13 protein-coding genes are annotated in these 13,176 nt (G+C 54.2%); 4 read left to right on the top strand and 9 right to left on the bottom strand.

Going from position 1 to position 13,176, the window contains the following annotated elements; translation table 11 throughout:
• Positions 1-35: 35 nt before the first annotated feature.
• On the top strand, positions 36-1,376 hold the full coding sequence (locus tag Q3H59_RS19770; RefSeq protein WP_192236848.1) for an aspartate aminotransferase family protein: 1,341 nt from the start codon (positions 36-38) through the stop codon (positions 1,374-1,376).
• A gap of 77 nt (positions 1,377-1,453) precedes the next feature.
• Here the strand turns inward: Q3H59_RS19770 and alsE are convergent, their stop codons facing one another.
• From alsE to Q3H59_RS19750, 4 genes are read right to left on the bottom strand one after another with little or no spacing between them, the layout of a single operon-like run.
• Entirely contained in the window at positions 1,454-2,134 is a 681-nt protein-coding gene (gene alsE, locus Q3H59_RS19765) for a D-allulose 6-phosphate 3-epimerase (RefSeq protein WP_101763830.1), read from the bottom strand.
• Positions 2,135-2,184: 50 nt separating this feature from the next.
• A complete protein-coding gene (locus Q3H59_RS19760) occupies positions 2,185-3,444 on the bottom strand; it encodes a PTS ascorbate transporter subunit IIC (protein WP_110867875.1) in 1,260 nt (419 codons plus the stop codon).
• 43 nt (positions 3,445-3,487) lie between these two features.
• Complete coding sequence (locus tag Q3H59_RS19755) at positions 3,488-3,754, bottom strand: PTS sugar transporter subunit IIB (protein ID WP_101763934.1); 267 nt, start codon at positions 3,752-3,754, stop codon at positions 3,488-3,490.
• A gap of 15 nt (positions 3,755-3,769) precedes the next feature.
• Entirely contained in the window at positions 3,770-4,213 is a 444-nt protein-coding gene (locus Q3H59_RS19750) for a PTS sugar transporter subunit IIA (RefSeq protein WP_137384868.1), read from the bottom strand.
• A gap of 295 nt (positions 4,214-4,508) precedes the next feature.
• On the opposite strand from Q3H59_RS19750, the gene Q3H59_RS19745 reads away from it, so the two are divergent.
• The 3 genes from Q3H59_RS19745 (at position 4,509) to Q3H59_RS19735 (ending at position 7,463) form a co-directional block, all read left to right on the top strand.
• Complete coding sequence (locus Q3H59_RS19745) at positions 4,509-5,534, top strand: LacI family DNA-binding transcriptional regulator (RefSeq protein ID WP_101763827.1); 1,026 nt, start codon at positions 4,509-4,511, stop codon at positions 5,532-5,534.
• Between the two features lie 160 nt (positions 5,535-5,694).
• Positions 5,695-6,312, top strand: coding sequence for a superoxide dismutase [Mn] (gene sodA, locus Q3H59_RS19740; protein WP_101763826.1), 618 nt, complete (start codon positions 5,695-5,697; stop codon positions 6,310-6,312).
• Between the two features lie 188 nt (positions 6,313-6,500).
• The gene (locus Q3H59_RS19735) at positions 6,501-7,463 is read left to right on the top strand and encodes a VirK/YbjX family protein (protein WP_101763825.1); all 963 of its coding nucleotides are present in this window, start codon (positions 6,501-6,503) and stop codon (positions 7,461-7,463) included.
• A gap of 7 nt (positions 7,464-7,470) precedes the next feature.
• Here Q3H59_RS19735 and Q3H59_RS19730 read toward each other — a convergent pair whose 3' ends face one another.
• From Q3H59_RS19730 to Q3H59_RS19710, 5 genes are all read right to left on the bottom strand, one after another.
• Positions 7,471-7,833: a YibL family ribosome-associated protein gene (locus Q3H59_RS19730; protein WP_007893377.1), complete on the bottom strand. Its 363-nt coding sequence runs from the start codon at positions 7,831-7,833 to the stop codon at positions 7,471-7,473.
• A 176-nt stretch (positions 7,834-8,009) separates the two neighbouring features.
• Complete coding sequence (gene mtlR, locus Q3H59_RS19725; protein WP_206098224.1) at positions 8,010-8,555, bottom strand: mannitol operon repressor MtlR; 546 nt, start codon at positions 8,553-8,555, stop codon at positions 8,010-8,012.
• Positions 8,556-8,615: 60 nt separating this feature from the next.
• The gene (gene mtlD / locus Q3H59_RS19720; protein ID WP_101763824.1) at positions 8,616-9,764 is read right to left on the bottom strand and encodes a mannitol-1-phosphate 5-dehydrogenase; all 1,149 of its coding nucleotides are present in this window, start codon (positions 9,762-9,764) and stop codon (positions 8,616-8,618) included.
• Positions 9,765-9,858: 94 nt separating this feature from the next.
• Entirely contained in the window at positions 9,859-11,793 is a 1,935-nt protein-coding gene (locus tag Q3H59_RS19715; protein WP_222213160.1) for a PTS mannitol transporter subunit IICBA, read from the bottom strand.
• A gap of 457 nt (positions 11,794-12,250) precedes the next feature.
• Positions 12,251-12,964, bottom strand: a complete 714-nt coding sequence (locus Q3H59_RS19710; protein ID WP_101763822.1) for a DUF3053 domain-containing protein — start codon at positions 12,962-12,964, stop codon at positions 12,251-12,253.
• Positions 12,965-13,176 lie beyond the last annotated feature (212 nt).

Genomic DNA, 13,176 nt, shown 5'->3' with positions numbered 1-13,176 from the left:
CATGCACCCCTTTCACCTTCGCAACGGGAGTTACCATGGCTACACGTTCTACCATCATGGATACCAACAGTTTTCGTGCTGAGCACGCCGACGGACTGGATGCGGCAACCCGCAAGCTAACCGACAAGCGCAGCAAAGTGTTGGGCGAGTCGTATCGCCTGTTTTACCGCAAGCCAGTGCATTTAGTGCGCGGCGAAGGGCAGTATGTGTGGGATGCCGCCGGTGATAAATATCTTGATGTGTACAACAACGTGGCGAGCATTGGTCACTGCCATCCGGCGGTGATTGAGGCGGTGAATCAGCAGATGAAGATGCTGAACACCCACACGCGCTATCTGCACGAACGCATTCTCGATTACACCGAAGAGTTGCTGGCGACCACGCCAGATGCCATCGATCGCGCCATGTACATGTGTACCGGTTCGGAAGCCAACGATTTGGCGATCCGCGTGGCGCGGGCTTTCAGCGGCGGCACCGGCATTATCGTGTCGCAGGAGGCGTATCACGGCACCAGCGATCTCACGTCAGGTGTGTCGCCCGCCCTCGGCAGCGGACAGCCGTTGGCGGCAACCACGCGTCTGGTTTCACCGCCGGATGCCTATCGCGTGAATGCGCCCGATCTCGGCGAGTGGTTTGCCAATGAAATCCAGCAGCAGATTGACGATATGAAAGCGCACGGCATTAAGTTTGCCGGCTTCCTCGCTGACTCGATCTTCTCATCCGATGGCGTATTGCCGAACCCGCGCGGCTTCCTGCAAAAAGCGGTCGATGTGGTGCATGCCAACGGCGGGATTTTCATTGCCGATGAAGTGCAGCCGGGCTTTGGTCGTACCGGCGATGCGTTCTGGGGCTTTGCGCGTCACGGCGTGGTGCCCGATGTGATCACCACCGGCAAGCCAATGGGCAACGGCATTCCGGTTTCGGGACTGCTGGCGAAAAGCGATGTGCTGGCCGCATTCAGTGACGAGATTCCTTACTTCAACACCTTTGGCGGTAATCCGGTGGCGATGGCCGCCGCGCAAGCGGTGCTGACGGTAATTAAAGAAGAGGGCTTGCAGGAGCACAGCCGCGTGGTGGGCGCCAAACTATTGAGTGAACTGCAGAAACTAATGGATCGTCACGAGTCGATCGGCGACGTGCGCGGTGCGGGCCTGTTTATTGGTTTCGAACTGGTGCAGGATCGCGCCAGTAAAACGCCGGATAAAGCGCTGGCGCTGGATTTGATCGAGAAACTGCGCGAACACCGCGTGTTGACGTCAGTGGCGGGACCTTACGGCAACGTGCTGAAGTTGCGTCCGCCGTTGGCGTTCCAGGAAGCGGATATCGATTGGCTGGTGGGCGCGCTGGATAAATCGCTGAGTGAGCTGGGGCGTTAACAGATCATTGATTGTGCACATTTTGTCGCGGCGCGATTTATCGCGCAATAAATTGCGCCGCTACGATATGTGCAGGTTTACGCAGCTGCGGTTTCCTCGGCGAAAATGCTCTCCATCTTCTGCCACGCCTGCGCGACATCGTCATCCAGATTAAACAAACCTGACGTGCCCACAATGAACACATCCACGCCTGAAGCAGCAATCTGCCGGAAGGTGCGCGCATTGCATGAACCATCAATTTCGGTCAGATAGTGATAACCGTGCTCTTCGCGCATGGCGATCAGCTGGCGAATCTTATTCAGCGTTTGCGGGATAAATGTCTGCCCGGCGAAACCCGGATCCACTGACATCACAGTGACTTTATCCAGCAGGTGCGCATATTCACGAATAGTTTCTGCCGGTGTGGCCGGATTTAACACCACGCCGCAGCGACGGCCTGCGTCTTTAATTTGCGTCAGCAGGCGGAAAATTTTGTTATTAGCGGTTTCCGGGTGGAAGCTAATAATATCTGCGCCGGCCTCAATGCACATTGGGATAATATCTTCCGGATGATTTACCATTAAATGCACATCAATTGGTACATCAGTAATTTTACGCAGGTTCTCAATAAAGAACGGCGACAGCGTAATATTCTTCACATAGCTGCCATCCATAATATCGACATGATAAAAGGCAGCGGTGCTATTCATCGCTTCAACCTGCTCGCGAAAACGCGTGAGATCCATGCACATTAAGGAGGGGGAGAATTTGGCTTGCATAACTTATTTCCTCATTACAACAACAGCGCCCGCAGGCGCTGTTAATGACATCAATGGAAGAACGAAATAATGTGGCCGAGCACGATACCAACAATCCCGAAGTCGGCATCACCGAAGGTGGTGGAAGCGAAGCCGAGGTCGCCCATCAGCGGCAGCAGAATCGCTGGCAGGAAGGAGATCAGCAAGCCTTGCACAAAGGCGCCGATCACTGCGCCGCGACGTCCGCCAGTGATATTGCCGTAGACGCCAGCGGTCGCACCGCAGAAGAAATGCGGTACCAGACCCGGAACAATAACGCTTAGACCAAACAGCGGACACAGGAACATGCTGATCAAGCCGGCGGAGAAGCTCGACAGGAAGCCGATGATTACCGCGTTCGGCGCGAACGGGAACACGGTTGGGCAATCCAGCGCCGGTTTGGCGTTGGGTACCAGCTTATCGGCGATACCTTTAAAGGCCGGCACGATTTCGGCAATCACCATGCGTACACCGGCGAGGATGATATAGACGCCCGCAGCAAAGGTGATCGACTGAATGATGGCGAACACAATGTAGTTCTGGCCGCCACTGATGCTTTCGGTGAATTCTTTACCGGCAACCAAAACCAGCGCGATAAACAGAATCATCATGGTCAGCGAAATCGCTACCGATGAGTCGCGCAGGAAGTTGAGGGTTTTCGGCACCTTAAGCTCTTCAATCGACGGGCTGCCTTTACCGACCATTTTGCCCACTAACGCGGAGAGCAGATAGCCGGTTGAGCCAAAGTGGCCGAGCGCCAGATCGTCCGAGTTGGTGATTTTGCGGGTGAACGGCTGCAGAATCGCCGGGCAAACCACCATCATGGTGCCGAGAATCAGCGAACCAATCAGCACCAGCCAGAAGCCGTGAATGCCGCCTACCGACAGAATTACCGCCAGCATCGCCGACATATACAGCGTGTGGTGACCGGTCAGGAAGATGTATTTCAACGGGGTAATGCGCGCCAGCAAGATGTTCACCAGCATACCAAACACCATGATCATGGCGGTTTCGGTGCCGTAACTTTTCTGCGCCAGCGCGGCCATTGCATCCGTATTTGGCACTACGCCCTGAATATTAAAAGAGTGCTCAAACAGCTGACTGAAGATGGTCAGCGTGGCCGCGATTAAATTGGCCCCGGCGATGAGAATAACAAAACCCATGATGGTTTTAAGCGTACCGGAAATAACATCAGAAACCGGTTTCTTTTGCAGTAATAAACCAAACAGGGAAAAAAGGCCGACAAGTATAGCGGGTGTTCCAAGAACATCCTTAATTATAAACTGCAGCATAACTTACTCCATAGTGAGTAAAGTTTTTCGGGATAAACTGTTATTAGATATTTTCTGCCAGAATTTCTTTAATCTTTGCATTATCCAGCAGGTTTGTCAGACCAACGACTTTCGCGCTGTGCCCGGCTAATTGGTCAGCAATATCTTTTGCGGCAATGATTAAATCAGCCTGTTCAGATTTCGCAGAGGTTAAATCGGTGTGGCCCACTTCTGCCTCTTTGCCTAATTCCGCCACAATCTTCTTCACGTTCATTTCAACAATAAAGCTGCTACCTAAACCATTTCCACACACAATCAGGACTTTTTTCATCATAGGGTTCTCTGGTTATTTATTTTCAATGACAGCTTCAATCGCTGACAGGGTAGAAGCCGACAGCAACTGCTGCAGGCGGGATTCGTCGCTGAACACGTCCGCTAAGGCGGTGATCATCTGAATGTGATCGTCACCAGATACCGCGCACAGCATGATGACCACATAAACCGGATCGTTTTCATCGGCCTGAAAATTCACGCCATTTTTCACATGCAGCAACGACAGGCCGTTTTTGCGCGCGCCTTGTTCCGGGCGGGCGTGCGGCATCGCCAGGCCCGGCGCCAGCACGTAGTAAGGGCCGAGTTCGGCATGCGAAGTGAAGATAGCATCGAGATAAGCCGGGCTGATCGCCCCAGCGGCCAGCAGCGGTTCGGCAGATAATCGCACTGCTTCCTGCCAGTCGCTAACCTGCTCGACTACCCGAATATGTTGCGGCGTTAGCCATTGAGTGAGCATCAGTCATTCCTGTTTATTCGTCGATGGAGTGCAATGTAGGTTATTTTCTCAGCGGTTTTCTGTGATGATTGTCGCAAAAGTTAGCGCTAACACCGTTATTGTTAAAAAACGTGTTATCGCTAACATTTCCTTGCTGTGCGTTTGTCTTGGTTGCAAGCACCTGACATGCTCAATCATTCTGAAAAGATCGCGGGGTGAGGCATGCCCGAAACTGTGGTTTTTCACATGGCGCGTTAACAGATTTGGTTTTAAGCTGCGTCCTGGCAAAAAAGTAGCGAGTAATGCAGGAGATCGCATGACAGAAAAAAAACGGCGCGGTACCGGTAAAAGCACTTTAGCCGATGTTGCCCGTTTGGTGGGCGTAAGCACCATGACAGCGTCGCGCGCGCTACGCATGCCGGAGAAAGTGTCGCCTGAAATTCGCGCCAAAATCGATGCGGCGGTGATTGAGCTCTCCTATGTGCCGAATGTGCAGGCGAGCAATCTGGCATCGGCCACATCACGCCTGATCACCATGGTGGTGCCATCGTTTGCCACGCCGGGCAGTGCAATTGTGTCCGAAGCGCTACAGGAAGTGCTGCGGCCGCAGGGCTATAACATGATGCTGGCTGAAGCCAACCATTCGGCGGCAGAAGAGAGCGAGCTGATCGAAATGTTGCTCTCCTATAATCCGGCGGCGATGGTGCATTTCAATTTCGATAACGCCGCCGAAGCGCATCGTCTGCTGAGCAATTCCGGGCTGCCGGTCATGGATATTGGCGGCGTGCATCAGGATTCGGCGGGGATCAGCATTGGTGTCGATTACGCCAAAGCGATTCGCCAGTTGGTGCAAAGTCTGGTCGAGCGCGGCTATCGCAATCTCGGTTTGCTGTGCACGCAGAGTAATAACACCATCTTCCGCCAGCTGCTGAATGGCTGGCACAGCGGCATGCTGGCGATGAATCAGGCGCCGCATCGCGTGGTGACCTCGCCGAAAATGCCGACCTTTGCCGCCGGGCACAGCTTGCTGGCGGAAATTCGCCTGACCTGGCCGGAGCTGGATGTGCTGATTTGCACCAGCGACGAAGTGGCCTGCGGCGCCATCATGGCGTGCCATGCGGCGGGGATTGCGATTCCCAGCCAGTTGGCGATTGCCAGCATTGGCGGCGGTCCGTTAGCGGCAGTGTGTTCGCCGCCTCTCACCAGCATTGTGCTGCCGTATGAAGAGATGGGGCGCATGGCGGGTAAACGTCTGCTGGCGGCGCTCAAAGGTGATGAGCCGCCAGCCATCAATGAACTGCCGGTGCAGCTGAAACTGCGCGCCAGCAGCCACAAGGTGTAGCCGTGCGTGCGCACCTTTTCCCAGATTCATCAAATCCTTATCAATTCTAAGGCATTGATAACCCTTTTACGGATCATGTTTTTAACTATAATGATCCGACTGCTTACGCGGCACGCCCAGTGAGGTGGTGCTGCAAAACACTAAAATGGAGAGGAAGAACATGAGTTATTCACTGCCATCCCTGCCGTATGCGTACGACGCACTGGAACCGCACTTCGACAAGCAGACGATGGAAATCCATCACACTAAACACCACCAGACCTACGTTAACAACGCTAACGCTGCGCTGGAAGGTACCGAATTCGCTGACCTGCCGGTAGAAGAGCTGATCACCAAACTGGATCAGCTGCCAGCAGACAAAAAAGGTCCACTGCGTAACAACGCAGGCGGCCACGCTAACCACAGCTTCTTCTGGAAAGGTCTGAAGCTGGGCACCTCGCTGCAGGGCGACCTCAAAGCCGCCATCGAAAAAGATTTCGGTAGCGTTGAAGCTTTCCAGGCTGAGTTTGAGAAAGCTGCGACTACTCGCTTCGGTTCAGGCTGGGCGTGGCTGGTGAAAAAAGGCGACAAACTGGCTGTGGTTTCAACCGCAAACCAGGATAGCCCGCTGATGGGTGAAGCCGTTGCTGGCGTTTCAGGCACGCCGATCATCGGTCTGGACGTGTGGGAACACGCTTACTACCTGAAGTATCAGAACAAACGTCCTGATTACATCAAAGCATTCTGGAACGTAGTGAACTGGGACGAAGCTGCAGCGCGTTTCGCTGCTGCGAAGTAAGTTCAGGCGATAGCCGCAACGCATTAAACCGGTGATCTCTTCACCGGTTTTTTTTCGCCTTTATAAACCCTTGCTAAACGACCTGAATATTCCCGCACAAGACTATTCCGCTGCGAAAGCTATTAACCTGCCGTTGATAATTTGGGGCATATAGTGGCGATAATTTGTCTCGCCAAGCCTAAATAATCATGTCTACTATCACAACTTCTGTGACGAATAATGATTCGTCAGCACCGCTATTTTTGCCGTTAATAAGCGGAAAGTTCAGGCCAAATAAATTATGGAATAGCGGAAGATTTCGCGCGAAATTTGCCTTAAGATCGCTGGTCTTTCCTGTAACTACCTTTAATTACCTGCACCAGTTGGCGCAATTATCTGCGTTACCACAGCTGCTGACCATGCAGGGTTTGCTGCCGGCGAAGCCACATCGTCCTTATCTGCGTGCGGGATTCAGCGTGGCGCAGCGCGCACAGGCGATCATCGATCACTATACGTTGATGGATCAGTTAGATAATGCGGCGCTGCGTCAGCTGTTGCAGAGTCCGGGTGATAATTTACTGGCCAGCCTGAGCGGCAAAAATGATGAGACGTATGTGATTCACTGCTGTCCGGGCCGCTTTGACCGTGAAGGTGAAATTACTTTGGAATTGCGCTATGAAACGCAGTTAATTGCGTCGCTCTCTTTCTCAATTATTCGCGAACAGCAGAAGCGCACGTTATTAATTGGTGGATTGCAGGGGCCGCGTAAGCATATTTCTAACGATGTGATTCGCGATGCCACCAAAGCGGCGCACGGCGTATTCCCAAAACGCCTGCTGATGGAAGTAGTATTTAATCTGGCGGAACAGTGTGGCGTTGAGGCGATCACCGCCGTTGGCGATACCACGCACGTGTTTCGCAGCCTGCGCTACCGTCACAGTAAAGGTGATAAGTTCTTTGCCAGCTACAGCGAGTTTTGGTTGTCGTTGGGGGGCGTGGCGCGTGGCGATGAGCTATTTACGTTGCCGTTACGCGCGGAGCGTAAAGATTTGGAAGAGATTGCCAGCAAGAAGCGCGCCGAGTATCGCCGTCGCTATGCCTTGCTGGACAGTCTGAATGAACAAGTTCATCAGGCGGCGGGCATCCTACGCGACGTTTCACACGCCGCGTAAGTCAAGATTAGAACGGCTGCTTCGCGTAGCCGGTCATCACTTTCAGTCCCATCTCACGTCCGAGCGCGGTCATTGGGTGTACCACCACCAGGCCGCGCACGCTTTTCTTGAATGCGCCCATGTTGGCTTGTTCTTTTTTGGTGATTTCGCGGCTAAAGCCCAGCTTCTGCAGCTGTTGCGCTTCTTTGCTCAGCTTCTCGGTGCGCACACCGCGCAGGCGCTCAATTTCCAGCTCCAGCTTCTCTTTTTCACGCAGCAGTTCACCGAGCTTTTCGGCATCGCCAGAGGCTAACAGCGGGGCTTCTTTGCGGTTGAGCGCATCGAGCTGATCGCTCAGAAGTTTGATCTCGGCTTTTTCTTGTTCTTTCATTGGGGGAAAACTCGTTAAGGAAAACAGGCAAAGGATACATCAAATTCAGGCAACTTTGCAGCGCATGACTTCGCGCGATAAATCGCGCCGCGACAATGCGTGCTGATTTAACACGTAGATGCCTCACGCGCACTTATCCGCAGCGGCACGGTTCATCGCGCTTGTTCATACGAAAACTACAGCGCCGGCTTTTTAAACACCTGCTTATGCGAAATCCGTGAAATCAGCTCGGTGAGCGACAGCACCATGGTTGAACGCACCATCTGCAGATAGCGCTGTTGCTGCATGGAGCGCAGTTGGTCGTCGTCGCGGTTGAAGTCTGGCTGCGGTGGCCAGGCGGCCACGCAGTGCAGTTCGCCAAACGGGCCGAGGATCTCATCGTCGATAAAACGATAATCGCTGATATCGTGATTCAGCTCCTCACGCAGCGCCAGCAGCAGTTCACAATCTTCGTACTCATGCCGGTTGATCACGCCCAGGCCGTAAATCAGCTTGAGGCGAACCGAGAGTTCGCCCAGCGGACCATCACCCAGCAGCAGCGGTTCTACCGCGTATTTAACCGCGTAATCGTCCTTGCGAAACACTTGCAGCACCAGCAGGTTAACCGCTTCGGTCAGCAGCTCAACGGCGGCGATCAGGAAGCTTCTCACCGAACGACCGGCGTTCAGGCGCTCAAGCACCCGGTTTTCAAAAGCCTGCTTCTCTTCCATCATTGCCTGCATCGTTCAGCTACCGCCAGCGGGCACGCAAGCGCGCCCGAGTTAACCACTAAAGGGCGCGCATTATGCCATAGCGTTGTAAGCGCTCACCACTGAGGTGACCACTTCGCTGTTGGCATCCAGGCCAGAAATTTCCGCCAGCGTGGCTTGCGGGCCTTTTTCTGCCAGCAGCGCGACCAGTTCCTGCGCCTGCGGATCGGCTTCGCTGCGATAGTGCATCGCGGCGGCAATGCCCTGAACCAGATTATCGTGCGGCAGCTGATACTCCAGCGTGCCCAGCGTTGGCTTGATCAGGCGATCGCCCGCGCTGAGTTTACGCAGCGGCTGACGACCGACGCGCTCAACGTCATCTTTCAGGTACGGGTTTTCGAAGCGGGTGAGGATTTTCTGGATATAGGCAGCATGTTTATCGGCTTCAAAACCATAACGCTTGATCAGCACGGCGCCGCTCTCCTGCATCGCGCCTTGCACTACCGCACGCACGTTCTCATCGAGAATCGCGTCACGAATGGTAGCGTGACCAGCCAGCTGGCCGAGATACGCGGTGATGGCGTGACCGGTATTGAGAGTGAATAGCTTGCGCTCAACGAATGCCATCAGGTTGTCGGTCAATTCCATGCCAGGAATGTTCGGCAATTCCCCTTTGAACTGGGTTTTATCAACAATCCACTCGCTGAAGGTTTCCACGGTGACTTCCAGCGGATCGGTGGTGCCCGCTTCGGACGGCGGCACGATGCGGTCTACCGCGGAATCCACGAAGCCAACATGCGTTTCAACCCATGCGTGATACTGCTCTGGCAGCGCTTTTAGCACGTGCTGTTTCAGCTGGCTGGTACCGCGCACCATGTTTTCACAGGCGATGATGTTGAGTGGACGCACATTACCGCTGTCGCTGCGTTTGGCCAGACCTTTCGCGACGCCACCGGCGATGCGCTCCAGAATCTGCGGGCCAACCGCCGTGGTCACGATATCAACCTCAGCAATCAGCGTAACGATGTCATCGCTGGTGCTGTTAACGGCGCTCACGCCTGTTACGATTTCGACTTTTGCCTGTTCGCCAACCACATGAACCGGATACTCATGACGGGCGTTAAGGGCATCAAGTACCACCTGATTGACGTCAGCAAACACCAGCTCGATGCCGGCATCTGCCAGTAACTTACCGATAAAACCGCGACCGATGTTACCTGCTCCAAAATGTAACGCTTTCATAAATTTGACCCATATCAAATGACGAAAGGGCGGGCAAGTCCGCCCCGGAAATGTGGGACGGGCTTACCCGCCCCAGGGAAGGTAAAACGGGGTATTACGCTTTGACGGTGCTGCCCGAGAGCAGATCCAACACGTCCTGCACGCTGGTGGTATTGGCCAGCTTCTCAATCACGCTGTCATCATCCAGCGCGTTGGTCAGGCTGGTAATCACCTGAATGTGCTCGTTGTTGCGAGCGGCGATACCAATCACCAAACGCGCCACGTCTTCTGGCTCATCACCAAACTGCACGCCCGCCGGATACTGACAGAACACCACGCCGGTTTTCAGCACGCGGTCTTTCGCTTCTACAGTACCGTGTGGCACAGCAATGGATTCACCGAGGTAAGTTGGCGTCAGCTTTTCGCGTTCCAGCATCGCTTCAACATATTCCGGCTGCACGTAGCCGCCTTTCACCAGCTGCTCACCCGCAAAGCGAATCGCCTGCTCTTTATGGGTGGCACTCAGACCGAGGAACACGTTGTCTGCACCCAGTTTGAACAGGTGCGCATTGCCTTCGTCGTAGCTGTCAGCCAGCGTGGTCTGCACGGTTTCACGACGCGCTTCGCTGCGGTTAGCGGCCACCAGACGTTCGGTCAGGTTGCTGTACAGCGCGCTATCGAGGAAGTTGTTCAGCGAAATGTGCTGCGCCTGCGGCGCCTGACGCATTGCACGTTCGGTCAGATCGCGGTGGGTAATCACCAGATCAACGTCGCCCGGCAGCGAGTTAATCGCCGTGTTGGTGACAGAGATATTGCTCAGACCCGCGTCCTGCACTTTCTTACGCAGCACGCCCGCACCCATCGCACTTGAACCCATACCGGCGTCACAGGCTACGATGATTTTACGCACGTGGTTCAGGTCAACGCTCATCGCATCGCCAGCGACTGGCGAACCGGCAACAGCCTGACCTTTTGACTGCGCTTTCATATCCTGCATGCGCTGTGTCGCCGCTTCGATATCGTCATCTTCTTTCACTTTGCTGGTTTTCAGCAGGATAGCTGAGACCACAAAGGAGACGGCAAACGCAGCGATAATGGCAGCGATATTCGCGAAGTAAGCGCCTTTTGGCGTCATCGCCAGCACCGCCAGGATAGAACCTGGAGAAGCCGGAGAGACCAGGCCGCCGTTCAGCAGGGTCAGGGTGAATACGCCAGTCATACCGCCGAGAATAACCGCCAGCAACAGACGCGGCGCCATCAGCACGTATGGGAAGTAAATTTCGTGGATACCACCAAGGAAGTGGATGATCGCTGCACCGCCTGCAGATTGTTTGGCGCTACCGCGGCCAAATACCATGTAGGCAACCAGCACGCCCATACCCGGACCTGGGTTGGCTTCAATCAGGAAGAAGATTGATTTGCCCGCCTCGCTCGCCTGCTGGATACCCAGCGGCGAGAAGATACCGTGGTTAATGGCGTTATTAAGGAACAGGATTTTCGCCGGTTCAACAAAGATTGAGGTCAGCGGCAGCAGGTTGTTCTGCACCATCAGATTCACGCCCGCGGCGAGAATGTGTGACAGACCTTCAACCAGTGGACCGATAGCGACAAACGCCAGCAGCGCCAGCAGCATACCGATGATACCGGCCGAGAAGTTGTTAACCAGCATCTCGAAGCCGCTTTTGATCTTGCCATCAACAACGCGGTCAAAGGATTTGATTGCCCAGCCGCCCAGCGGGCCGGCAATCATGGAGCCGAGGAACATCGGCATATCGGCACCGACAATCACGCCCATGGTGGTGATCGCACCGACCACGCCACCGCGATCGCCGCCAACCAGACGTCCACCGGTGAAACCAATCAGCAGTGGCAGCAGGTAGGTGATCATTGGGCCGACGAGTTTCGCCAGCGTTTCGTTTGGAATCCATCCGGTTGGGATGAACAGCGCAGTGATGATACCCCATGCGATAAACGCACCGATGTTAGGCATCACCATATTACTCAGAAAGCGACCAAAGCTCTGAACCTTGACCTTTACTGATGAGGACATAAACCCACCCCTTATTGAGACGCGCTGCAATAAGAGAGCGCGTTTGTTTTTGTTTGAACGTTACGGCGGGGGCCGTGGCATTACTGTATGCACGCGGACTCTAGCACTAGTTTATTACGCTGCGTAGAGCTGCACCTAAGTGTGATGCAAATCACGCTAAGCTGGGGTGGCTGGGGGGCAATAAGGTGACATCGATCACAAAAAGGCGCTGTAAGAAAGCAACGATGCCGAAAAATTAAGCAAAACAAGGCGATGAATGTGACTTAAGTCACCTTTTAAGGTGGGCGCTTTGTTGTATAAGTGTGATCAATGTCACAAACTATTTTTGGTCGAAAATGCGCCAGATCACAATATGCTGCAGCAGACAAGTGAGCTGTAAGGAAGTGACGAAATTCTGGAAAGGGACAACAGACTTTCAGGGTCGCCATTGATGGCGACCACTAAAATAGTTCGGCTGTTACAACCCGCCTTGCACCGCATTTTGCGCTTGCGTCAGCGCTTGCGCGTTGCTGGAGAGATTGCTCATCAGCGTGTTGTATTGCGTTACCTGATCCTGGGTTGGGAACTGTACGCCGCCATCGTTGAAGGTTACGCGCGTGCCTTGCGATTGCAGATAGTCGCCGGTTTGCACGGCTGCCTGGCTCAGCGCCTGCAGCTGTGGCAGCAGCGGAATCAGCGTGCTCGCTGGCTGCGTCACGACTTTGACGTAGGCCGCGTCATACACTTTCTTCAGGTCATCCGGCTGCTTCAGGGTGGCTTTGCTGCTGTCCGCCTGCATTTTGGCGCTTTGAATCTGCTGGGTCAGCACGCTCAGATTGCCGCTGGCCTGGCGCAGGCTATCGCGACGCGTGAGGTAATCCTGCGGTACACGAATCGCTGCTAACTCATCAACCACCGGGCGCATACCTTGCTCAATCGCCTGATTGGTCTGCTGCGAGAAGCCATAAAGGATGGCGTAGTCGCTGGCGTAGTTGCCGAAGGTTTGCTTTTGGTTTTCACTCAGGCTTGGCAGATGTTCGCCGCTGCGCATCACCGTGTTCTGAAGGAAGTCACTGAACGCTTTACGCTGATCGCCCTCTTTGTCACCGCAGGCTGTGAGTTGCAGCACCACTAACGCGCTGACCATCAGCATGCCGGTACGCATCCAGATGCGAGAAATTCCTGACGCCATGATGAACTCCTGTTATGGCTAATTCGATTCGATGGGAATGGTCCTAAAGAATAGTGCAATGGCCTGACGGGTACAACGGGCGGCGTTTGCCTGGTGCGCATAAATGCGCACCCGGTAAGGAAATGGCGAAATTCCAGGGTCACCCATTATGGTGTAATGCTCGTCAGTTAAGACATGAAAACCCATAATTACCGAGAGCACATATTGTAGCG

Source organism: Pantoea sp. SORGH_AS_0659, from assembly GCF_031453915.1.
GTDB classification, from domain to species: Bacteria; Pseudomonadota; Gammaproteobacteria; order Enterobacterales; family Enterobacteriaceae; genus Pantoea; species Pantoea leporis.
Note: the sequence above shows the minus strand (reverse complement) of the source record. Positions and strands in the feature narration are given on the sequence as shown.